21 protein-coding genes and 1 tRNA gene are annotated in these 23409 nt (G+C 44.1%); 9 read left to right on the forward strand and 13 right to left on the reverse strand.

Annotated elements, in window-relative coordinates:
• Nucleotides 1-49 precede the first annotated feature (49 nt).
• The 4 genes from JKP82_RS05285 to hemW all read left to right on the forward strand — a co-directional run bounded on the left by JKP82_RS05285 (nucleotide 50) and on the right by hemW (nucleotide 4824).
• Nucleotides 50-1228, forward strand: a complete 1179-nt coding sequence (locus tag JKP82_RS05285; RefSeq protein ID WP_218396116.1) for a multifunctional CCA addition/repair protein — start codon at nucleotides 50-52, stop codon at nucleotides 1226-1228.
• 185 nt (nucleotides 1229-1413) lie between these two features.
• Complete coding sequence (gene srmB / locus JKP82_RS05290; RefSeq protein WP_159529086.1) at nucleotides 1414-2658, forward strand: ATP-dependent RNA helicase SrmB; 1245 nt, start codon at nucleotides 1414-1416, stop codon at nucleotides 2656-2658.
• Nucleotides 2659-3089: 431 nt separating this feature from the next.
• Nucleotides 3090-3692 (forward strand): XTP/dITP diphosphatase, encoded by a 603-nt coding sequence (locus tag JKP82_RS05295; RefSeq protein ID WP_218396118.1) that lies wholly within the window; start codon nucleotides 3090-3092, stop codon nucleotides 3690-3692.
• Entirely contained in the window at nucleotides 3685-4824 is a 1140-nt protein-coding gene (gene hemW, locus JKP82_RS05300) for a radical SAM family heme chaperone HemW (protein ID WP_159529082.1), read from the forward strand. Before JKP82_RS05295 ends, hemW begins: the two co-directional genes overlap by 8 nt.
• 45 nt (nucleotides 4825-4869) lie before the next feature.
• On the opposite strand, the gene JKP82_RS05305 is transcribed toward hemW, so the two are convergent.
• The 8 genes from JKP82_RS05305 to JKP82_RS05340 all read right to left on the reverse strand — a co-directional run bounded on the left by JKP82_RS05305 (nucleotide 4870) and on the right by JKP82_RS05340 (nucleotide 11852).
• The gene (locus JKP82_RS05305; RefSeq protein WP_159529080.1) at nucleotides 4870-5679 is read right to left on the reverse strand and encodes a YggN family protein; all 810 of its coding nucleotides are present in this window, start codon (nucleotides 5677-5679) and stop codon (nucleotides 4870-4872) included.
• 201 nt (nucleotides 5680-5880) lie between these two features.
• Nucleotides 5881-6432, reverse strand: coding sequence for an Lcl C-terminal domain-containing protein (locus tag JKP82_RS05310; protein ID WP_159529078.1), 552 nt, complete (start codon nucleotides 6430-6432; stop codon nucleotides 5881-5883).
• A gap of 2 nt (nucleotides 6433-6434) precedes the next feature.
• On the reverse strand, nucleotides 6435-8162 hold the full coding sequence (locus tag JKP82_RS05315) for an Lcl C-terminal domain-containing protein (RefSeq protein ID WP_232370715.1): 1728 nt from the start codon (nucleotides 8160-8162) through the stop codon (nucleotides 6435-6437).
• Between the two features lie 199 nt (nucleotides 8163-8361).
• On the reverse strand, nucleotides 8362-8853 hold the full coding sequence (locus JKP82_RS05320; RefSeq protein ID WP_159529074.1) for a PAS domain-containing protein: 492 nt from the start codon (nucleotides 8851-8853) through the stop codon (nucleotides 8362-8364).
• Nucleotides 8853-9848: a response regulator gene (locus JKP82_RS05325; RefSeq protein ID WP_159529072.1), complete on the reverse strand. Its 996-nt coding sequence runs from the start codon at nucleotides 9846-9848 to the stop codon at nucleotides 8853-8855. Before JKP82_RS05325 ends, JKP82_RS05320 begins: the two co-directional genes overlap by 1 nt.
• 184 nt (nucleotides 9849-10032) lie before the next feature.
• On the reverse strand, nucleotides 10033-10752 hold the full coding sequence (locus JKP82_RS05330; protein ID WP_159529070.1) for an LrgB family protein: 720 nt from the start codon (nucleotides 10750-10752) through the stop codon (nucleotides 10033-10035).
• Nucleotides 10745-11191: a CidA/LrgA family protein gene (locus tag JKP82_RS05335; RefSeq protein ID WP_218396280.1), complete on the reverse strand. Its 447-nt coding sequence runs from the start codon at nucleotides 11189-11191 to the stop codon at nucleotides 10745-10747. The genes JKP82_RS05330 and JKP82_RS05335 overlap by 8 nt, the downstream gene beginning before the upstream one ends.
• Nucleotides 11192-11519: 328 nt before the next feature.
• On the reverse strand, nucleotides 11520-11852 hold the full coding sequence (locus JKP82_RS05340; RefSeq protein WP_159529068.1) for a DUF3718 domain-containing protein: 333 nt from the start codon (nucleotides 11850-11852) through the stop codon (nucleotides 11520-11522).
• Nucleotides 11853-12091: 239 nt separating this feature from the next.
• Between JKP82_RS05340 and JKP82_RS05345 the strand changes: the two genes are divergently transcribed.
• Nucleotides 12092-12751, forward strand: coding sequence for a hypothetical protein (locus JKP82_RS05345; protein ID WP_159529066.1), 660 nt, complete (start codon nucleotides 12092-12094; stop codon nucleotides 12749-12751).
• A 20-nt stretch (nucleotides 12752-12771) separates the two neighbouring features.
• On the opposite strand, the gene JKP82_RS05350 is transcribed toward JKP82_RS05345, so the two are convergent.
• Nucleotides 12772-13101: a hypothetical protein gene (locus JKP82_RS05350; protein WP_159529064.1), complete on the reverse strand. Its 330-nt coding sequence runs from the start codon at nucleotides 13099-13101 to the stop codon at nucleotides 12772-12774.
• Nucleotides 13102-13387: 286 nt separating this feature from the next.
• A complete protein-coding gene (locus JKP82_RS05355; protein ID WP_232370579.1) occupies nucleotides 13388-14260 on the reverse strand; it encodes an MbnP family protein in 873 nt (290 codons plus the stop codon).
• Nucleotides 14261-14514: 254 nt separating this feature from the next.
• On the opposite strand from JKP82_RS05355, the gene JKP82_RS05360 reads away from it, so the two are divergent.
• A tRNA-Ile gene (locus tag JKP82_RS05360) sits at nucleotides 14515-14591 on the forward strand.
• Between the two features lie 88 nt (nucleotides 14592-14679).
• On the opposite strand, the gene JKP82_RS05365 is transcribed toward JKP82_RS05360, so the two are convergent.
• Together JKP82_RS05365 and JKP82_RS05370 are read right to left on the reverse strand one after the other, a co-directional pair.
• Entirely contained in the window at nucleotides 14680-15669 is a 990-nt protein-coding gene (locus JKP82_RS05365) for a LacI family DNA-binding transcriptional regulator (protein ID WP_159529036.1), read from the reverse strand.
• A gap of 155 nt (nucleotides 15670-15824) precedes the next feature.
• Nucleotides 15825-18839, reverse strand: a complete 3015-nt coding sequence (locus tag JKP82_RS05370) for a TonB-dependent receptor (protein ID WP_218396119.1) — start codon at nucleotides 18837-18839, stop codon at nucleotides 15825-15827.
• A gap of 489 nt (nucleotides 18840-19328) precedes the next feature.
• Here JKP82_RS05370 and JKP82_RS05375 point away from each other — a divergent pair, with 489 nt between their 5' ends.
• Genes JKP82_RS05375 through JKP82_RS05385 form a run of 3 tightly spaced genes read left to right on the forward strand, consistent with a single transcriptional unit; the run spans nucleotide 19329 to nucleotide 22579 of the window.
• Complete coding sequence (locus tag JKP82_RS05375; RefSeq protein WP_159529032.1) at nucleotides 19329-19913, forward strand: gluconate 2-dehydrogenase subunit 3 family protein; 585 nt, start codon at nucleotides 19329-19331, stop codon at nucleotides 19911-19913.
• Between the two features lie 18 nt (nucleotides 19914-19931).
• Nucleotides 19932-21659, forward strand: a complete 1728-nt coding sequence (locus JKP82_RS05380) for a GMC oxidoreductase (protein WP_159529030.1) — start codon at nucleotides 19932-19934, stop codon at nucleotides 21657-21659.
• The gene (locus tag JKP82_RS05385) at nucleotides 21659-22579 is read left to right on the forward strand and encodes a sugar phosphate isomerase/epimerase family protein (RefSeq protein WP_246604260.1); all 921 of its coding nucleotides are present in this window, start codon (nucleotides 21659-21661) and stop codon (nucleotides 22577-22579) included. The genes JKP82_RS05380 and JKP82_RS05385 overlap by 1 nt, the downstream gene beginning before the upstream one ends.
• 316 nt (nucleotides 22580-22895) lie before the next feature.
• Here JKP82_RS05385 and JKP82_RS05390 read toward each other — a convergent pair whose 3' ends face one another.
• A complete protein-coding gene (locus tag JKP82_RS05390) occupies nucleotides 22896-23396 on the reverse strand; it encodes a nuclear transport factor 2 family protein (protein WP_218396121.1) in 501 nt (166 codons plus the stop codon).
• Between the last annotated feature and the right edge of the window lie 13 nt (nucleotides 23397-23409).

Here is a 23409-nt window from a genome sequence, read left to right on the forward strand (position 1 = left end):
TTCTGTAATAATACGCATTGGCTTAGTTAAATTTTAATATAGAGGTTACATGCAAGTTTATTTAGTTGGCGGCGCGGTACGCGACACCCTTTTGGGAAGAACCGTTACCGAACGTGATTATGTTGTGGTAGGAGCAACACCTGCGCAAATGCTAGCTAAAGGCTTCACTCAAGTCGGTAAAGACTTCCCTGTATTCTTACACCCCAAAACCTCAGAAGAATACGCACTTGCCCGTACCGAACGAAAAACAAGCAACGGCTATACAGGCTTTGAGTGCGACGCGTCTACGTCGGTCACGTTGGAAGAGGATTTAAAACGCCGAGATTTAACTGTAAATGCCATTGCCCGAGATCAAGACGGCGAACTTATCGACCCCTATCATGGCCAGCAAGATTTAGCGCAAAAAGTTCTTCGTCATGTTTCTGAAGCCTTTAGTGAAGACCCTCTACGGGTATTTCGCGTAGCCCGTTTTGCCACCCGCTATGCCTATTTAGGATTTACCATTGCAGAAGAAACCTTAAGCTTAATGACCGACATGGCCAAGTCTGGTGAGTTAACCAGCCTAAGTGCAGAAAGAGTATGGCAAGAAACCAAGCGAAGTTTGCTGGAAGCTACTCCCGAGGTATTTTTCAAAACCTTAAAAGCGTGCCATGGCTTAGACGACTGGTTTGCAGAACTTAGTCAGTCTGAAAGCGCTTTTATTACTGGTATTCAGACACTCAAACAAATTCAAAAGCAATCACACACTCAACCACAGGAACAAAACGCCAGTCAGACTGCGCCAATAGAAATTCGTTTCGCAGCGCTTTGTTCAGGCTTATCACTCAATGAAGTTCAGCAACTGTGTAAACGATTAAAAGTGCAAAATACAGTGAGCGAAATTGCCGAAATGGTGAGTGCGCATAAAACATCACTTCTTAATAGCGACAAACTAGATGCCGAGACTCTGTTATCTGTGTTTAATAAAACCGATGCATGGCGACGACCTGAACGCTTTAGTCTTTTTCTCAATGCCTTGCAGCCTATTGCAAGGCAACTCGCTGATTCAGAACGACCGGAAACTGTAGATGCATTAAATTGGGCGAGACGCGAAGCGTTGATAACTAAAGCTTTAGCAACAGCCAATGCAGTGGATGTTCAGCACATTATTGCCCAAGGATTTAAAGGCCCAGAAATTCGTGAAGCACTAAACAATGCTAAATTGGAAAAAATAAGCGCACTACTTTGATAAGGCGCCCTGATAAACCAAGTTAATCAGGCGCTTTCATCACTTAATTTCGTAAGGTGCTATCAAAGGGGTTGTGATGTGCTTGCACAAAACGATTCGGTAAATTATCTATTACGTGTTTTTTTTCTACGTTTTGTACCATAAATGCTACAATACGCCCCATTCAATATGAGCGTTTTTATACTATGACTTTCGAAGATCTCGAATTAGACGAAGAACTCTGCCACGCGGTGGCAGATATGGGCTACGAGAGCCCCACCAGCGTACAATCTTTGGTTATCCCTCATGCAATGGACGGGCGCGACATTTTGGCTTCTGCGCCTACAGGCACGGGAAAAACCGCTGCGTTCTTGTTGCCAGTTTGTCAGTTTTTACTCGACTACCCGCGTAAGCAACCAGGTTCGACTCGCATTCTTATTCTTACCCCTACCCGCGAACTCGCGCTTCAGGTGTATGAACAAGCCGTTGAGTTAACCAGACACACTGATATTGTTAGCGGTGTGATCACCGGTGGCATTAACTACGGTACCGACAGAGAAACCCTTAGCCAAAGTATCGATATTTTGGTGGCTACTCCAGGGCGTTTGTTCGAACACATTCAAAATGAAATGGCCGATTGTCGTGACATCGAGTGCCTGATACTTGATGAAGCCGATCGCATGCTAGACATGGGTTTCCGCACTATTGTGAACCAGATTGCTAGTGAAGCACGCTGGCGCAAACAGAACATGCTATTTTCTGCCACATTGGAAGGCGGCGGTGTCAGTCAGTTTGCCAAAGACATTCTGCAAAACCCTGAAGTGATTGAAGCGTTTCCATCACGCAAAGAAAAGAACAAAATTCACCAGTGGTATCACTTAGCTGATGACTTAAACCATAAAAAGGCATTGCTCGTTCATATATTAAAAGAACAAGCGACTACCACGGTTGTATTCGTTAAAACCCGCGAACGCCTGCAAATGCTTAAAGACTATTTAGCATCGCAAGATATTATGGTGTGCTGGTTACAAGGCGAAATGCCACAAGATAAACGTATGGCTGCCTTAACCCGCTTTAAAAGTGGCGAAGTGCCGGTACTCCTAGCCACCGACGTAGCCGCGCGAGGCATTGATGTACCTGAAGTTAGCCATGTCATTAACTTCGATATGCCACGTAAAGCCGACGTTTATGTTCACCGAATTGGCCGTACCGGGCGCGCTGGCGCCAAAGGCACTGCGATTTCATTGATAGAAGCCCACGACTTTGAATTTATTTCCAAAGCGGCACGCTACACCGAAGAGCCAATTAAAGCCCGCGTTATTGCAGAACTTCGTCCGCAAAACAAAACACCTAAAATTGGCCCAAGAAAGAAAAAGCTAACGGCGAAAGACAAAGCGAAAGCCAAGGCGAAAGCGAAGCCAAAAATTAAGAATCGCACGAAGAAGCGCTAACGCGATGAGCTGATCTGGGGATAAGTGATGCGGCCCTTTGCGTGCTAGTTGATGACGAGGTTGGCGATGGCACGGTTAGCGCGGCCAATCAGGTGTGTTGGCTGCGCAAGCTTTCTCCCAATTCAGGGCAATCTGCGAAACCGGCAGGTATAAACCACCTTTAGCCATTCAAAGTTTTTTAAAAACGGTGTCTTATTAAGTTGCTCTTAATCTGCTACACAAGCTATTAAATAAACCGCGATTAAAACTGCAATATTTGCGACACAGGCTAGCAAGTAGGAGAACTAACTGCACAGTAACCCCTCTGCCGCATGGATGCGGCAGCGGAGCGTACAGGGATGTATTCACCGCGTGGTTACGGGGTAGTTAGGTCTCCTGCTTAGCTTAGCCAGCGCCAGCTAAAACTGAATTAAATTTGTTAAGGTATTTTTATGACTTTTCCTCAAAAGATAGTGCTTGCGTCTGGTAATCAGGGCAAGGTGCGTGAATTCACCAGCTTGTTTGCTGAGTACGGTGTAGATGTTATTGCGCAAAAAGACTTGGGCGTAGAAGACGTACCTGAAACAGGCACTACCTTTGTTGAGAATGCCATTATTAAAGCGCGACATGCTGCCAAGGTAACCGGTTTACCGGCTATTGCTGACGATTCCGGCTTAGTGGTTGATGCCCTTGGCGGCGCACCTGGTATTTATTCAGCACGCTTTGCTGGCGAGGATGCTACCGACAGCGACAATATCGACAAGCTTTTAAGTGAGCTATCAGGCACTGATAACCGCAAAGCGCATTTCTTTTGCACATTGGTTTTTATGCGCCACGCAGGTGACCCTGTGCCACTCGTTAGTCAAGGTAAGTGGGAAGGTGAAATTCTTAAATCTCGTGAAGGTGACGGCGGCTTTGGATACGACCCAGTATTCAACGTGCCATCGCACAACTGCACCGCAGCGCAGTTAGATAAAGCTGAAAAGAACCGTATTAGTCACCGCGGAAACGCACTGGCTATATTATTAGCATCAATGAGAAACACCTTTGCGTAATCCTCCACTAAGTTTGTATGTGCATATTCCATGGTGCGTACAAAAATGCCCATATTGCGATTTTAATTCACACGGCTTAAAGTCAGCATTGCCCGAAAAAGAGTATGTAGCTCACTTGCTCGATGACTTAGCCATAGATGCTAAGCGCATTGGCGATAGAACCGTTGAAACTATTTTCATAGGCGGGGGCACTCCAAGTTTATTTTCAGCCGAGGCGATTAGCGACTTAATTAAGGGTATTCGCATACGGGTAAACTTAGCGGATGATGCTGAGATCACCATGGAAGCTAACCCTGGTACGGTGGAAAGTGGTCGTTTCGCTGGCTTTTATCAAGCCGGTATAAACCGTATATCAGTAGGTATACAAAGCTTTCAGCCTGCCCACCTAAAAGTGCTTGGCCGCATTCATAATGATACCCAAGCCATAGAAGCGATTAATCAGGCACATAGTGCTGGGCTACCTACATTTAACTTAGATTTAATGCATGGTCTACCCGAACAAAGTGTAGAAAACGCCATGTCTGATGTGAATAAAGCCTTGGCGTTGTCGCCCTATCATTTGTCGTGGTATCAGTTAACGATTGAACCTAATACGCCCTTTTATTCACGTCCGCCTGAATTACCCGATGATGATATTTTGTGGGACATTCAAGAACAAGGCCATGCACGATTAAAGGCCGCTGGTTACGAGCAATATGAGATTTCTGCTTATGCAAAAGCGGGGCATCAGTGCCAGCATAACCTTAACTATTGGCGTTTTGGTGATTACTTGGGAATAGGCTGCGGCGCGCACGGCAAGGTTACGGATATCGCCACGGGAACGATTACGCGTACAGTTAAAATTAAGCACCCTCGTGGCTACATGGAAATAAGCCGCCCTTATTTAGACACAGAAACACGGGTACCTGCTGAAGACTTACCGTTTGAATTCTTCATGAACCGCTTTAGATTGGTAGAGCCCTGCCCTATTGAGGACTACACCGCACTAACCGGTGTTGAATTAACGAAAGAATATCAAGACGCTTTAGACGATGCTCAGGCACAAGGGCTGCTCGATATTACCGATACCCACTGGCAGGTAACCGCAAAAGGCAGACGTTACCTGAACACTTTACTGTCTTGTTTTGTATAGATTGGAAGTAGGCAGGATTGGCCTCGCTAAGTGCGAGGCTATCTGCTATTCCGTTTCCTCTGGGGAATGGGAAATAATGAGATTATACGGTTGCAGTGCGGGTATTGAAGCGCGAAGCTTTTCTTCAGCAACATCTAATCGTTTTAGTTTGTTACAAATCCACTCTGCTTTATTTCGTAGGCTGGTTGCTTTGCTGTTCATATCTCTTTCAAGCTGCTCGCCTACCGTGCCTAATTGACGGGTAATTTCAGCGACTTTGTCACTGTTCACTTCATCACTATTGGTATTGATTCCGCTAATAGCCGACAAAATACCGCCTACCGAGGTAGAAATAGCCTCTTCCAATTGGGCTTCAATTTCACTATCAACAAAATCATCGACACTTTCTAACGATCCTGGGCCGATGAAGTAATGATTACTCGCATGTCTGAACTTGTCTTTAACCCTTACTTTTACCCGCTTCATAGCGCTATTTAAGCGCTCGTAGCTATCGTGGTCGCTTCCTACTAAACCTAGGTACACACTCTCAATAGTATCTACTGCTAAATCAACGCCCTCGGTAGCCAACACTATCATTTTGGGCACCACATAATGTAGGCCATGCGCATACTCACCTAACCACTCGCTTTGTTCAGCGGTAAGGGTTTGCCAACGCCCATCAATAAAAAGTTGAGTTTGATCGTTAATTTGCACCCGCGTGCGAGACTTTTCCATAACGCGAAGTTGAGTTTCATTTACCGCTAAGCCATAAGCAAAATCAATGTTGCACGAAATTTCTGCCGAGGCTGGTTTAATCCATCCAGCAAATAGCACTGTGCTTACCATGCCTAGTAAAAGGCGTTCAAAATATTTCATGAGAGTATTGTGGCTAGCTTACACGCAAATAGGAAGGTGACATGAGTCTAAACTGCGAAAAATCAGGGTGAAGTATCAAGGTAAACATGGATGCCTGCTAACAATAAGAAATACGCGCATTATAAGTGCGCGCCTTCATATTTCCTACCGCACAACCTTCTCATTGGTCTAAAGTATAAATCAAAGGTTTGTGCATCTTCACTAATCGTTTGTGTACGTTCGCACCAATCTTACGTAAATAAAGCGATCTTTCTCTTTGATTGAATGGCTAGCATTAAAGAAAGCCACTACCCATGCCCTATCGGGATCATCAACCGAAGGGGTAGAAGTCCAAAAGTCATCTGGCGGCGTTTCTGGGAACATGGTGCTATTTACCGCTGGTCGTACACAGTCACGCTCAACAATAGTGGCAAGTTCTTTAACATTGGGAAGTCGCCACCCCAGCAAATCTTCATCACTGGCCGCATGCGCTAACTTTAATGCTTGCTGCCATGTGTACTTCACGGCTTCGCCATCACAGGTAGACCCATCCCAGGTTTGGCCTTCTGCACAGCGCTCCCACACCAAGTCGGTAGGCGCGTGTAACACCGTACTACTAGTAATGGTAGTAAAGTCTTCATCAGGTGTGGTTTCAAGCCCGTCTGACAAACACGTTTGTGCCGATAAGCCAGTTGAAACTAGCATAAGCGATGCTGCTAGTGGTGCTAATACAGATGATAATTTAGGTGTTAAAAAAGGCACTACGTTTTTCATAATTATCTCCCCGCTCTTACTAAGCGTACTTTTGCCGCCGAGGATTTATTTAAAAAATTATCTACCCCAGAATCGAAATCCAGCGCCCATGCATTTTGGGCATCGTCGCTGTTTACACCGTCTGCGCTAGGTACAGAAGTCCAGTACCACACTGGGTTTGCTGAAAGCACACCTGTATAAGGAAAGTAATCCTCATCAATGGTCATGCTATCAGAGATACCTAAATGCATAAGCGAAAAAAGTTCTTGGTGCGTGGGCATACGCCAGTCGTAAAAACCACATAACCCTTGAGCGTTTAATGCTGTCACATAAGCTTGCGTGTTGCAGTTAGTCAGTGAACAAACCGTATCGTTGCCGCTTAAATCACCTTCATAACCACCATTAACATCGTCGCTATACCATGAATAAGTGTAGTCTTTATCTTGCAGTGTACCGTCGTCGGTTTTTACTTCCCACACTAAGCCCGTTACGTTGTCGCGTACGCATGACCACGCATCTGCACTGGCATCTTGTTCATCGCCATTGGCATTTAAGCGGGTATAATCGAAGCCCGCTTTGCCTCTTCCTGCTTTCTCAATTAATCCATTATTCTCAACAACATCAGCGCCTCGTTGACCATCTTGACCTGGCCACTCGTTTTGTTGCGCTTCAGTAAGTGCATTATCAGTTGCTTGCTGCAACACGCCAGTATCATTCATTAAGGGAGTCGGCATAGGGCGTACGCCCACATTAATTGTATCTTCTACTTGATTACCGTTGGCATCGGTCACGGTTAATGTGTAAGCCACTACGGTATATTCAGTTACCGCAGGCGCGATAGCAAAAGTAGATAAGCCATCTTCATCATCTATTGCTTGTATGTCTACGTTTTGGCTTAAGATAGATGCATCAGCTGCATTAGCAGGTAACGCTGTTGAAGATACATTATTACTGCGCTCCCAATCATAAGTAAGCGGTAACGCACTTGGAATACTGGTACTGGCATCGCCATCTAGCAAAATAGTTTCACCACTAAAAACACCCTGAGAAGAACCAGCGTCAACCTCAGGCAACGTATCTGACTCTGACTGCACAAAAATAGCCACTGATTCAGTGTCGGTAGTGCCTTCGCTGTCGGTTACTGTCAATTCGAAACTTAGGGTTTGTGCATCATTTGCGATAGGCGTCACTATGGTAAGCGTTGATAAATTGGTTTCTTCACCCGTAATCACGTTAGTGCCGTCGGTTTGCGTCCAGCTGTAATCAGAGATGGATGCGCTCTCGTCTGCAGCATCGGCATCGGTGCTGCTACTACCATCAAAAATAACTTCTACACCACCGGGGAAATTATTTGCATCTAAACCATCCCACTCGGGCACATCAATAATCGCTTCTGGAGCAATATTAATTGGCACCACGGTTATAATGGTTAAATCACTGGCTTCGTTGCCCCCCGTGTCGTTAACCGTTACGGTAATAGTGTATTCTGTGGCACTTGATACGCTTGGCGCTTCAAAGCTAGCAGCAGAATCGCTAGTGTCTTCATGGGTGATAGTCAGTGAAGGCGATGCCGACCAACGGTAGGTATATTCTTCATTCCCACCACTCACTACCGCACTCAATGAATAACTTGCGCCCTCGGTAACCGTTGCATCGTCACCGGCGTTAATCACTAAGTCACTGTTGCTAGAGCCACTGCCGCCATCTGAATCACCGCCGCCACCGCCACACGCAGCTAACACAAACACCATTGCAACAAGAATAAAACATTTAGTCGAAAGGGTAGTTTTTGCCTTCGCCTCTAATAGCAAAAACAAGGGTGAGAATAGAAACTGGAAAAACGTTCGCATAGTGACTCCGGCAACACGTAGAACTGCGGCCTCGTGTCGATTAACTCGAATAAAAAATGGGGGGTGGTTCGCAAGTTACTTGTGGCGATAAAAGTGAATACTAGCGGGCGAGCTGATTACGCTCTTGTGCTTCCGTCATATGCACCTGTATGGCTTCAAGTTGCTTTTTACCAACCGCAACATCTGTCATGTCGTAAATCATCATACTGATGTATTCAACATTTCCTGTAGCCGATATTAATGGCGACAGTGTGATGTTTTGATACATAAATGACTCACTACCTGTAATCGGCCGGTAGTTAGGAAACTTAAATAAATAAGGGCGCTGTTCCCAGGTCATAAATGCTCTGGTTTTTAGCTCGAATACGGGTTTAGATTTTTGCTTAAACCAGTCTTCTTTAATGGAGGGGAATAATTCAAAAAGCGACTTATCACGAACGTCACTGGGTAACATACCACTATGGCTTTCCATGAAGCCGTTCCAGACTTGAATTTTAAACTGTCGATTTAGCACAACAATGCCAACGTCAACCGTTTGAAGCATATCCATCATCCAATGGAATTCGAGTATATCATCCAATTGCTGGCTCATTAGAAGTCCTCCAACAGGTGGGCAAGTTTCGAATTCATCATTTTCATCGACTCTTCGGTAAATAACAAAATCAAATCACATTGAACATTGTAACCTTCTAAGCCATAGCTTAGCTCGATGGCGAGGGTTCGTTTCCATCTAATCTGATTCATACTGATAATTTCAGTAATGGCTCGGTGCTGCCCTAAAACAATAGGATGACCTTGGCTGAAGTTAACATCCATTTGCACTGCTAGGCCAGTAAGGCAAGTGCCGATAAGAATACTGGCAGCATCCATTAATAGCTCGAGCTGAAGCTGGTCATCTACTTCGCCTTCCACATTGAGAATTTTTGCCACATCTTCAAAGCTCGAATCACTTAAAATACAAATGGCCTCGCCACTGATGCCCGGCCCTATAAAGCCCTGGCAAACGGCGGTAACTTGTTCATGACTTTCGATATCTGAAAGCATCATGTGTAATTCAGAAACTTCAATGAGGTTTACATTGGGGATAGGAAGTCGAACGAAAACGTTCATGATGCGAGCTAAATGATCACCGGCTTGACCCATGGCGATATTCGTTATTTCTTGGTAGCAATCACGGATATCAGGGTCTAAAGGCGCAGCTTCCACAACAGGCTCTGGCTCGCTGCGCAATATGTCAAATTTATCGAGCACTTCAGCAAGGGTTTGAGGCGATACGGGCTTACGAATGAAATCCAATGCCCCCAAAGCCGTTACTCTATCGTAAGCTTCAGGTTGAATATCTCCTGAAATAACAATGACCTTAGTCGACAAGCCTTCTGCTTTAATTGCTTCTAACGTGCCATAGCCATCGAGTATGGGCATGTTCAAATCAAGCAGCAGTAAATCTCCTTTACCTTCTTTAAGCGCGACGAGTGCTTCCTGGCCATTCTTTGCAAAATGTACAGAAACATCCCAGTCCTGAGGTAAACATTTGGCAACTTGTTTTCGAGCGACTAACGAGTCGTCACAGACGAGTACAGAAAACATTGAATAATCTTACCACCTAGCTTTTTGATAACAGTGAAAATTACAATGCGTTGTAATCAACACTGTATCGGCGTTAATACTTCGAACTGAAGCGATAAATTTTGACGGTTCATATATTGACGTGACACGTCGAAACTCACAATAGCACTTTCGAATGAATTGCTTTAATCCATTGTAGTCAAAATTAAAGCGATGGTGAGAGAAAACTAAATATTAATGGCAAAATAATAGCGGTAAATATGCCATTTACGCATAAACCTAGTGTTGCCATGGCTGCCACATCATCACCCATATGTAACGATTTTGCGGTTCCGACTGCGTGTGCAACCGTACCTAGTGCAACGCCTTGAGATTGAGTATCGGTTACCTTAAAAACACGAAAAATACTCGTAGCGGCAATGGCGCCTACAACACCGGTAGTAATAACAAACACGGCTGCAAGAGCAGGAATTCCCCCTATTTGAGCCGATGCTTCCATGGCGAGGGGCGTGGTAATAGATTTGGCTAACATAGTGAGTTGAATGCTAATTGGCGAGTTGAAAACCCAAAGTGCTGCCCATGCCAAAATTGGCGCAACAATTCCTCCTGCCATTATGCTCACCACCAAAGGTAAACCATAGTGACGCAAACGTTGCCATTGTCGGTAAATTGGCAGTGCCAACGCAACCGTTACAGGGCCTAACAACCAATGTAACAAGCCAGCAGATTGCTGGTAATGGGCCATAGCAGTATTGGAAAAATACACAACCAATCCCACACTTAGCGCCGTAAAAATAAGGGGGTGAGAAATCGGGTAACGGTAGTATTTGCGATTTATAGCTAACCCAACCCAATAAAAAAGTAGCGTGATGGCAAGCCAAACCACACCCGAAAGCGTAGCGGCATTTTTAATAGCCTCAATCATTGTCACTTCCCTTTTTTACTTCCCGTTGCTCGGTGACTTGTTCGGCTGCATCTTTCTTAGCAGGTACTTGCGAAAGGTGTGCATGGCGTGAGGACAGTAGTTTTTCTGCTATTTTAGCGCTAATCCCCAAGCTTATGCAGGTAGTGATAATTATCGCGATACCAATGGCCCACCCGTTTTGTGCTATTTCACTCCAATATGCACTAACGCCAAGAACCGCAGGTACAAATAGTACCGACATATGACGTAGTAAGGGGGAAGCGGCACGTGCCACAAGAGGTTCGGCCGTCGGAACGATAAAAAGTACGGCCAGAAGAATGAGCAAGCCAGTAAGTGCACCTGGCAGTGGTAAACCTGTTGAGGAAGACAGCCACGTACCGAGGTAATAACACCCAAGTACTAATGTCGCGCCAGTTATCCAATTTCGCGTTCCAGCCATCACACTTCTTGTTCTCCCGAAAACACAGTAAGTTAGTAGAAAAAGCACTTACTTCTTAGCGAAAACAGTCTATCGGCTGAACGAATATGACGCTAGTAAGACATTGGTCTTTATCGAAGTTTTTCTTTCCAAGCAGAATTAGGCAGAAGAAGACAGAAACAGGCAGACTCATGCGTAAGCGGTTCATGCTAGGAGGTTGGTGCGTAAAGGAATAAGCGTGTATTTGATGATTTGTGCTCCCCCTTTAAATAAAAAAAGAGCTGCTGAAAAGCAGCAGCTCCAAATCCAGGGATATAAAATTCGGTCAAACAGTCTAATTTTCTTGCCGTTAACGTTTTGCCGTTAAGACAGATTTATCAGCGTTCACTCTGCGAGCAAGATAGTCGCCTGTTGACGTCGCGTTATGCGACTGAGCGAAAGAAAGCATATCTTCGCCATTACACACTAATCCTTTGTGCAAATTTCTATAACTAATACGACTGCGTTTAACTGCTTTATGCAATGCTAAGCGATTATCTTCTTTTATCGCTTCACAAACTGCTACAAGGTCTTGTTCAGTACTTTCAGGATACCCATTTGCATTGGCTAGGCTTGCAGATAATGCAAGTGTAATTCCAAGACCAAACAAAGCAGGTAATCTAACGTGGCGTGACATATCCATATCAAGTTCCTCAAATGAGATTAGTTAAATGATGCGTCGACAACTACTTTTGTCTTCGCGAGCATAAACTAGTGAAAAAATATGACATTCGCGCTATAAAAAGGTTAAAGCTCTGTTACGTGAGACCAAGCGATAAACCGACGATAAAAGCCGATAACTAACCACGCTAAAACGCTTACTGGTCGCGGGTTATACACACTTTGATACAAGTTATTCAGTCATTTGACACGGAGGTAATCATGTTAGAACAGCAAAAGTACCATCATATTAGAGAACAAATGCGCCCAGGCGATATTATCGCTTTTGGCGGAAACAGCCTTTTTTCTCGCTGGACAAAGTTAACCACCCGCTCAGCGGTTACTCACATTGCTATTGTTATGCAAACCAAAATGCGTGACGAAGCGTCGGGCCGATACTTTAATCAAGTTATGGAAGCCACCGTTTATGGCGGTAAAAAAGGCGTCATGACTAACCGCTTAAGTGAACGGGTGCATACCTACGACGGCGACATGTGGTGGCTGCCGTTAGGTGAATCCGCTCGCAGTATGTTCGAGCAAAACAAACGGGACTTTTTTAATTTTATGTTTGCTCAAGAAGGGAAGGCCTATGACGTACTACAACTTTTTGGTTCAGCTGTAGACGCGCTAGATAGTCACCCTATTTTAGGAAGCATTAGCTACAACCAAGAAGACTTCAGTAGTTGGTTTTGTTCCGAGTTAATTGCCGAAGGGCTGGAAACCGCAGGTGTTATCAATAGCGTTAACGCATCAGAAGTCACGCCAGTAGATATTTGTCGATTTTCAATATTTGAACAGCGGTATGTGCAACTTAAAGGAGAAGCACGGCCAATAGCGGGGTTTAATACACAGCTAGCAGATAACTGGGGTCAGGTTTGCTGACCCCACGTTATTTCTTATAACTAGAAAATGCTATCTTGATGGATTTTGATGAACATACTGGTACCGATTTTTGTGTAATCGATTTTATATTCTTTTCCATTTAGGGTTTGAATAAACACTAAGGTTTTTTCATCGCCGAACACGTCGCTTGTCGTAATATCAACAAGTTCCATATCCATCATTTTAGCATCACGCTTATTTTCAGGGATTTTCCCTTCATATTGCTTGATGCCTTTATAAGTAACGATAATGGGCGGATGTTCGTCGCCGTTCGTTACTAACAAATCTAACTTTCGAATTTTATGGATAATGGTATTTCTACCGCTTATCAGGAAGGCCTTCTCTGTCATTCTTATCTCCGCGCCAGTTCGCCTTGTTCAGGAATCATTTATTTTTCTTAAGATAGCAAATTTTGACACTATGTGCACAGCATAACCTATTGGCGATAGGTTATTATCTCTGCTTAAAGTATAAGCATAAATTCACGTTCACGCGTATAAAAGCATCTATCATTGATTAAAAATATACTATTTAGCATGGCTGATACTTACGTCATCCATACGCTGGCATCATTATGACCCGCGAACCTCTGCCTCTCTAGTATCCGAAAGTCTATAATAAACCGTTAGTGCGCGTTTAATCCCACTTTATCCATGGTCTATTCAGCAAGTTACGTAACAATTGCTTGCATGGTTGTGTTTCAGGGTTCCCGAATTCACAGCTATCTGCCTCTAAAAGGTCGACCTGAGCCAAAATGTTGGATACTGAGATCTCAAGTGTCAGTTCGCTGTCGAGCTGTGTCATCGGTAAAATGAATTCTACCCTGTTAGTATAAGCACAAGATGCTTCAGGCGCTGCATCGACAGATTCAGACACACAATTAGCACTGCCCAAATGATATTGCCACTGTTTATCATTTGCCCCCGCGTGAGATAAATCTAAGCGCAAGAAACGATGCCCCGACTGTTTGTTTAAAAACATGCTGGTATCACTTAACGGTGATGCTTGAGCTAGAGGGTCGGTATGGTTTACATCAAAGGGAAGCCCCATTGTGAACCTAAGGTTAGTCGCCAGTTTTAATAGACCTTCCGATACATCTAGAACGATTTTATTATTTGCATTTTGTGGCGCGCTACACAACGTATGAAACTTTAATAAGGCAGTAGATTGGGTTTGCCACTGCGTTTGCTTAAATGATACTCGCTGCCATTTACCGTCAATACGCACTTCAGGTTTGGTTAAGTAGAAGCCAAAGTAATCTAGTTGCCATTTTGTAGGCCCTACTTTTACCATTAATGGGCATGCGCCATTTTCGATGCCCGTGAGCGTAAATGGGATTTCGCCCACTTCTCGTTCACTCAATCCCAGCTTGTCGCAGCCCGACAACCCTAAAATAATCGCTAATATGACACCTAAACGCCCGTGCATTTTCATTTCTATCTGTACTTCCTGTTTGAATTTAATCTGCGAGGGCCTTCGCCCAGTGGCGTTAATAAATAAACGACCCATTGCTAAGGATCCCCGTTGCTAAGGATCATAGTGCGGCTAATAAGGCTGGCTCGTCAAGGATTGAGGTTGCCGTGCAAGGTAAAGAAGGCGATAAGAATGCAAATTAGTCACAAATGTAGGTAAAGCTGAACAAAAATAAAGCAAACTGTTCACAAAGCCTAACCCTAGGCGTGACAAGGCAAATAAAACTGCTTATACTTGCGCTCGCTTTTCATTGATACGTTTCACGTTTTCAACCAAGCGATTTCAAATATGGCCCCATAGCTCAGTTGGTTAGAGCATCCGACTCATAATCGGCAGGTCCCCTGTTCAAGTCAGGGTGGGGCCACCATTTTTCTATATACACCTTCACCACCGTGTGCATAACCAAACACGATGTAAATCTGATTATCATTTACTAATAACGAACAACCTCACGTTTATTTCAAAGCGCTGGTGCTATCTCTAATGATGATTTCATAGGGAAGAATATATTCGGAAAAGCTGGGCTGTCTCCCTTCAATTATGCGAAACAAAAGTTCGGCGGCTTTTTCTCCCATCTCAACTGCGGGTTGCCTTATTGTAGTCAACGACGGATCGCAATAACTCGACACATCAAGATCGTCAAATCCTGTTATTGATATATCCTCAGGTATTCTAAGACCTTGCTCTTTAATCCCCTTCATTGCGCCTATCGCCATTTGATCATTTGCGCAAAAAATAGCTGTTGGCCTATCTTCCATTTTAAGAATATGGCGCACCGCATTTAACCCAGACCAATACTTAAAATCGCCTTCTACTACTAAGTTTTCTTCGTAGCTTAGGCCTGCTTTTTCTAGCGCTTGGCGATATCCTTGAACCCTTTCCTTCGAATGAGCGTTATCTCGAAGCCCCGAAATCACGCCTATTCGTTTATGGCCTAGATTAATGAGGTATTGCACCATTTTTTGCGCCGCATCAATATTATCGATACGAACAGATAAATAGGGCGTGCCCTCGCAGCCAGCAGCATTTATCGCTTTAACGTCTTTCATAGGCAGCAACGCATTTTTAGAATGTGGCGTAAGTTGAATAAGCCCATCAGCTTGTCGGGTTTCCACTAACCGAATAAACTCTTCTTCTCGGTTCATGTTGTCTCGAGTATCCCCCAACAGCACATTATAGCCATGCTTGGCAGCAGTATCTTCAACACCGCTTATAAGCGTCGCAAAAAATAGATTGGCGATATCAGGCACCAACACCACTATGGTATTGGTTCGCTGCAAGCGGAACTTCTGTGCCGATAAATTAGGTCGATATTGAAGTTTCTCTATAGCCTTATTGACTCGTAAAAGGCTTTGTTTTGAAACCATCTCAGGGTTACTTATTGCGCGCGAAACTGTCGCTATTGATAAACCAGATTCCCTAGAAACGTCTCGGATGGTCGCCATAGTATTTTGATACTTATTGTTATTAACATGGAGGTGATTAAAAGAGTGCTACGGTGTGAAATATCAGATACCTGAAAATCATACTAACTTTCCCTTTCTGCCAAGTGTAATTCATGGGGAGTACAAAACGTACCCCCCAACAATGATTAGCTAAATTAGAACTTGGCGCGAACGCCTACTATGTATCTTGTTTCATAGTAATTTTGAAAGGCATACTGATCTTCCCATTGCAGGTAATAATCTTCGTATTCCCCAGTAATATTAGAGCCCTGCGCATAGACAGACATGTTCTCTGTAATGTCGTAGCTGGCAGAAATATCTACGTATGAGGTCGGCGCTTGAAATAGGTTAAGTGCTCCCCACCCGCCTTGGCCAGCTAGTCTTTCACTACGATAATTATAAGCAATACGCGCTTCGAACCTGTCTCCCTGATACCAACCAATAACGTTGAACTGACGTTCTGAGTTATCGGTGAACATGTTCTCTTCACCATAAATATCGGTACCTGCACCTTCGCTAGGCGAGTAAGTGAAGTTCGTGTCTATACCAAAACTAGCGAGTAATGAATCAGGTTCAACTATATCGCTAAATGCTACTTTAGCGCCAAGTTCGAAGCCTTCAAGTGTTCCACCATCTCCCTGCACCAAGGTAGTTATAGGCACGCTTCTTCTTACAATGCCATCAGCATCTGGCATTTCCATATCTACCGTTTCATTCACAGTAAAACTGTCTATATCAACACGGAAAACAGCGGCACTCACCATACTCGCCTGACCGACGTACCATTCTAGTGACAAATCGTAGTTGGTAGAGCGCCATGGATCGAGTTGAGGATTACCCGCAAGACTTCCACCGGTAACAATGAACTGACCTTGCGTAGGGCTGCCTTCAACTGAATCAAGTGCATTGCTAAGTGCTAAACCTTCACCGTACTGGTTTAGATTTAATGGCGTCATATTTTCAGAGTAAGCAAATCGGGCAATTACGTTGTCAGTAATGCGGTAGGCCAAATTCAATGAGGGTAAAACATCGGTATATTCATTGTCTGAAAGCACATCGCCTACATCAATGGCTGTGGCGCTATACGGTAAATTATCACCGGCAATATTTTGCTTAACAGACAAGTCTGTTTCGATAACTCGTACGCCTACATTACCTGTTAATAAACCATCTAAGCCTTCAAAGTTAGCTTGTAGAAAATAACTCAGCTCTGCCACATCTGCATTGAAGCTGGAACCTGGCACAATTTCTCGGGTTGATTGGCCAAATACGCGATTGTGAAAAGCTTCTGGATCATCATAGTCAGCGGGGTCTACTGCCCATACGGTAGGTATGCCCGACACTGGCCCAAAGTCTGAGACTTGAATAACGTTGTTGTTCTGATCTAACGGAATATTTTCTAACGCGGCATAAGGCATAAATTGACCATCAACAACTTCACCGTCTGAACACGATGGAGCATTTGCACCAAGCAATACATCGGTCGCTTTCCACTGGGCTAAGCAACCTGCAGTTTGCACCGGTGAAAATAGATGATAGCGCTCATAATCGGCACTTCGCTTCCCATAACGGATCCCCGCTTCAATACTAGTAACGAAACCACTTTCAAAGAGATACTTACCTTTCATACTGAAGGCATTAATGTCGCCGTTTGCGTTTTCATTATTCTCAGAGCTATACGCGCCCACATTGTAGCTTCCCAGATTCCCCATATAATCGGCTATTGTCGCGCCATCGCCTAACCCACCAGCAAGAGAACGGTCGAAGCCACTCCATACAGGATGTTCACCGGTTGTATCGTAGGTAAGGTGCGGGTTTTCACTGTAACCTAACGCATTAATCGCTTGTAGGCAGCCGCCTTGATCGCCGACTACCTCATCCTCTGGTCTGCACTTATCCGCTGGCACTAGATTCGTCGTACGACCAAGCGTAGTTTGGCCGTTAGTCATATCACCTTCGTTATAACCGTGACGATGCTCCTGTGACGCTCTGCCTACGATTGCTCTAAACTGACCAGTAAATGCGCCACCATTATCGTAATCTAGCTGCAAATTTATATTCGTCGAGCTATTGTTATAAACGTCATTTTGCGTGAAAGACTTCATTCGCGAGGGGTAAAGCTCTGCTTGCTGCCAAGCGTACATTTCGCCACCATCAATCATTGCGCCCGTAGCTCGCTCTTCGGTTGGTTCAAACCAACCTCTAGGGCCCCACTTGTTGGTCGCGCTTAATCCTACTTTTCGGTTGTATTCTTCTTGCTCTGTGTAAAATACATCAGCGGTAAATATGAAACCTTCTCCTAAATCGACCTGGGTAGAGGAGTTTATCCCTATCCGTTCTCGTTCAGTACCTTGATTCCATGCAGAAAAGCCTTGTGCCCCAAGGATCACTCTTCCTTCTCGGCCTGCTACTCCGATATCATCGGCACTAGTTCGGTCAGTCCAACCAGCGTCGCCAGGGTTTGCTGTGTTTAAACCATTATAAGAATTCGCTAAATTCACATTGGCATAGGTACCGGAAAGCATGAAGCCAACTTTCCCGTTTTGCCAGTTATAAAGTGCTGATAAGTTCGGATCATTTGAGGTTGTTTCATCGCCTCGCTGAACCTCTGCTGCACCACTGAATGTTGAACCTTCCTCGAAATCAAATGGACGATAAGTTTTAAGATTCACCGTGCCGGTGATACCCGCATTTCCAAGGTTCGCAGTTGCATTTTTAAATACATCGGCACCACGAAATAAGGGAGAAGGAATATCACTGAAGTTAGGTTGAGTAGATACTACTGAGTTTGCGCCAAGGTACTGCTCACCATTTAGCTGAGTGACAACTTGAGGTAAACCGCGAATGTTAAGCGAACCTCCCTCACCAGCTGTGCGTCGAATTTGAACGCCTGAAATACGTTGCAGTGAATCAGTAATGGTGACATCCGGTAATTTACCGATATCTGTCGCGGCGATAGAGTCGACCACCGTTGCAGCATGCCGTTTGGCAAAAATGGAAGCCTCTTGAGAACCTCTAATACCGCTAACATTAATGACTTCTATATCGTCAAGTTCATCAGATGTCTCAGTTTCCTGGGCTGATGCCGTATAACTTTGTGTTGCAGCTAGAACGCACAATGCTAGTGCGGTTCGTTTGAATCCGTGATGGTGTTTTAAACTGTCTCTCATCTTTCATCCCTTTTAGCGTGATGGCAATATTTCATGAGTCAATGACGTCTAGCGCCACCACAAATGAAACCGTTTTCAGTGATGAAAATGTAAATCAGTAAAAGACACTTTTCAACAACAATTCATTTACATGGATTTGTTTAATTATTTTCTTAAAACCCTCAAAAATATTACAATAATTGTTAATATTCAGATAGATAAAATTAAAACACCTAAAAAATTACAATTATAAAAAGTTCATCTATTACGATAAAACGCACATAAACAACGACAAGCAACTTTACATTTATGTTACACAAATATCATCAAAGCAATTCACCCAGAATAAAAATAACACATAAATATCAATAGCTTAAAATATAATTACAATGTAACAACCTTAAAATCTTGAAACCGGTTACATCAGGATGTAAATTAACAAATAAATCCAAATGAATTTACAGCATTTGAAAGTATCCAATACCTCTCAATTAAATATGTGAGACTAAGATGAACCGTAGAGACTTGATCAAAAACCTTGCAACGATATGCGGTGTAGCGGCTGCCAACTCAATGGTCAGTATGCCTGCACTTGCATCTGCCAAAGCATTTGGTGAAAAGCAAAGTGGAAAATCGCCAACGCTTTTCAGCGGAGATAACCTCGCGATACTTCGCCAAATTTGTGCGCTAACCATTCCTGCAACGGACACCCCAGGAGCAGCAGAAGTAAATTGTCACCTCTTTATCGACCATCAGCTAAGCACTGTGTACTCGTCTGAACAACAGCAATCTGCAATTAACGTCATGTCAGCGATTGATTTGGCAAGCGAAGAAATAAACAAACAATCGTTCGTTAACGCAGATAAAACGTCACAGTTGGCGTTGCTTTCTATGTTGGAAGCCAGCAAGGCACCATTTAGTGAAACGCTAAGGTCTGATTTCAAAACCATCAAGGGCTTAATCGTTTTTGGGTACTACACATCTCAAATAGGCGCAACTAAAGAGCTGACCTATCTCGCCGTTCCCGGCGGGTTCAAAGGCTCAGTGCCCTTAACTGCTGTGGGCAGTGCGTTCAGTTCGAAAGCCTACTATTAAGATACGGAAGTCTCAATTATGAATAAAGAAACCTATATTGAAGAATCATCAGAAACCTACGATGCCATTGTTATTGGCTCTGGAATTACCGGTGGGTGGGCAGCTAAAGAGCTCACTGAGAAAGGATTTAAGACGCTTATTATCGAGCGAGGTCGTATTGTAGAGCATCGTAAAGATTACATTAGCGAAGGTAAGCCGCCGTGGGAATATGCTAACCGAACAAAAGTGGATAAGGAACTTGTTGACGAGCAGTTCGCTATTCAAAAGCAATGTTACGCTTTTCACGATGGTACAAAGCAATTTTTTGGCAATGATAAAGACTATCCCTACACCACCAAAACAGGCACTGAATTTAGCTGGATAAGAGCCAATCAGCTAGGCGGAAAGTCACTGCTTTGGCATCGCCAATCTTATCGTATGAGCCCTTTCGACTTTGAGGCGAATAAACTGGACGGACATGGTAACGATTGGCCAATCAGATATAATGATCTGGCGCCTTGGTATGAGTACGTTGAAAAGTTTGTAGGCATCAGCGGAACATCAGAAAATCTTCCACAGCTGCCAGATAGTGTGTTTCAGCCGCCGTTTGAAATGACTAAGCCAGAGAAAGATTTCGCCGCAAAAATGGCAGACGCTGAACCTGACAAGCCGGTTATCATCAGTCGATGCGCACACTTAACCAAGCCTGAGAAAGTTCATGTCGACTTGGGAAGAATGCAATGCATGGCAAGAAACGAATGCCAAAAAGGCTGTTCGTTTGGCGCCTATTTTTCTACTCAAAGCGCGACGCTACCCGCCGCCGCTAAAACAGGTAACCTATTTATTGCCCCGAACAGCGTTGTAGAAAGCCTTATCTACGACGACACCACAAATCGGGTAAAGGGTGTTCGTGTAATAGATAACGACACACTCAAACAACGAGAGTATTTCGGCAAGATTGTCTTCCTATGTGCATCAACACTAGGTTCTACTCAAATCATGTTGAACAGTACCTCAAAAACATTTCCAAAAGGCATTGCCAATAGCTCTGGTGTATTGGGGCAGTATTTGATGGATCATAATTACAATGCCCTTGTTACAGCCAGTATTGATGGGTACGAACAAGAGTATTACACCGGAAGGCGGCCAGCCTCTTTATACGTTCCCAACTTTCACTATGAACCCAGCCGCTACCATGAAAAGTTCAAACGGGGCTTTGCATTGGCGGGATCAGCATCTCGTGAAGACTGGCAATCTATGGGAACCAGAGACGGCTTTGGCGCAAGTTTCAAAAATATGCTTCACAACCCAGGTAAATGGGGAATTGGCCTGCAAGCCCAAGGTGAAATGCTTCCGCGCCAAGATAACCAAGTTACCCTCCACTCGTCGAAGAAGGACAAGTGGGGTATTCCTCAACTGCATATTAACTGTCAGTGGTCGGAAAACGAAAACCTTATGATGCAAAGTGCATTAGAAGTAGCGTCTTCCATGATGGAAAAAGCAGGGTTTCACAATATTCAAAAACGTATCTTGGGGCAACCGCCAGGGCTAGCGATTCACGAAGTGGGAACGGCTAGAATGGGGCGCGACCCAAAAGATTCGGTTTTAAACGGGTTCAATCAATCTCACGATGTACCCAACCTATTTGTAACCGATGGGGCCAGCTTCTGCTCAACTGGCGTAGGAAATCCATCACTTACCTTTATGGCCATGACAGCACGAGCAGTCGACTATGCTGTTAAAGAAGTTAAATCAGGACGACTCTAATGATATTAAGAAAAAAATACATTTCTTCCATCATGATGCCCTTCGTACTTTGTGCTACTGCCATGATGGCTGGGTGCAACAACGACAGCACTATGAATACTAAAACCGAGAATACTGGACAGCAGATGGAGAGCAAACAGCTAAACGCCACCCTCAATGCGCCCCAAATTAGTGTACAGCTTTGGTCTGTGAAAGATGCGCTGAAACAAGACTTTAAAGGTACACTCGAACAAGTGGCAGATTTAGGGTTTGATGGAGTGGAATTTGCGGGCGATTTTGGCCCCTATGACAACGATCCAGCCGCTTTAAAAAACTACCTTTCATCCATTGGGCTAGCGCCAAGTGGTGCGCATGTGTCTGCCGAACTACTTAATAATAATTTTGATGAAATCGTTCAATTTTATACAGCGCTGGGCGTTACCGATCTCATTATTCCTTGGGATGATCGTGCATTTAATGACGATGATGTAACAGAATTCGTTAGTGAGTTGTCGCGCTTGTCAGAAAAATTAGCCCCTAAAGGAATGAGAGTTGGGTTTCATAATCACGCCGAAGAATGGGCCTCGTATGAAGACACCACGTTTTTTGATTTTATTGCGAATAACACACCTAAGTCGGTGATTCTTCAGCAAGATGTAGGTTGGACAATTCACGCAGACAAAGACCCTATCGCTTTTGTAAAGAGGTACCCAGGCAGAACGATTACCACGCATTTTAAATCTGACGTAGAAGAGGGCAGTAATTTACGCCCAATCATCGGTGAAGATGGTATTAGCTGGTCTGCAATTTACAAAGCGACGGTGGTTAGCGGCGGTGCAAAATGGATTGTTATTGAACAAGAAGAATATCCTGACAACCTATCGCCAATGGAAGCACTTTCTAAATCAAAATCTGGGTTTGATAAGGTTATTTCAGAGTAATCTTAGTCACAATATCGATGCAGTGCTTCAGCCGTTTGGAAGCCGAGTTTTGGTATAGGATTTAAGAATAAAGAAAACCACTAAAGCGACAAAGCCAGTCACCCCTGGCTTTGTTTCTCTTAAAACGTCCCATAGTCTCTTTCAAATTTTTATCACACTTTTAAGGCTAATGCGCCAGCTGAAACCCCGGCCTGTTACTTTCGCCATTCAAGCAAGACTATCAGTTAAATGTATTGATGGGTGACGAACACTTAAACAGATGTAAAGTATGCCACGTGGCATATCGAGCTAATAGAACGTAGTTGTTTTACACTAATTATTGCTTGGCATGATAAGCGTTAGAAACTGCAAAGCTGTCTTCAAACCAGTTCCAGCTCTTTACTTTCCCATCTTCAACGTGAACGCGTACCGCCCAGCTGAATTTGCCTGTATCCACACCAGATTCATTCGCTATTGCACTCATGGTGCCCATAAATACCGCTTGGTCACCATTTACAAAGCTAAAATCCGTAGTCCAACTAGTTACTTTTAAACCTGCGCCGAAACGAGGAAGAAAGGTATTTAATACTTTATCTTTTGAGTCCCACTTGCCAATCCAAGGAATACTCCCGTCACCTTCGTTGTGCCAAACAAAGTCATCTGCCATCAGTGCCTGAAGCTTTTCCATGTCACCCGAACCTGCAGCCCAAAGAAATGCTTGCGCAGTTTCTAACGTCTTAGCAGAATCAACTGACTGTGTTTCTTGTGCCGAAGCAGAGGTTAGCTGGAAAAAAGCTAGCAAGCTTACGAGACCAATTAATAGACTTTTCTTAAACATTTTTTGCTCCTGA

The organism is Alteromonas lipotrueae (genome assembly GCF_019249215.1).
GTDB classification, from domain to species: domain Bacteria; phylum Pseudomonadota; class Gammaproteobacteria; order Enterobacterales; family Alteromonadaceae; genus Alteromonas; species Alteromonas lipotrueae.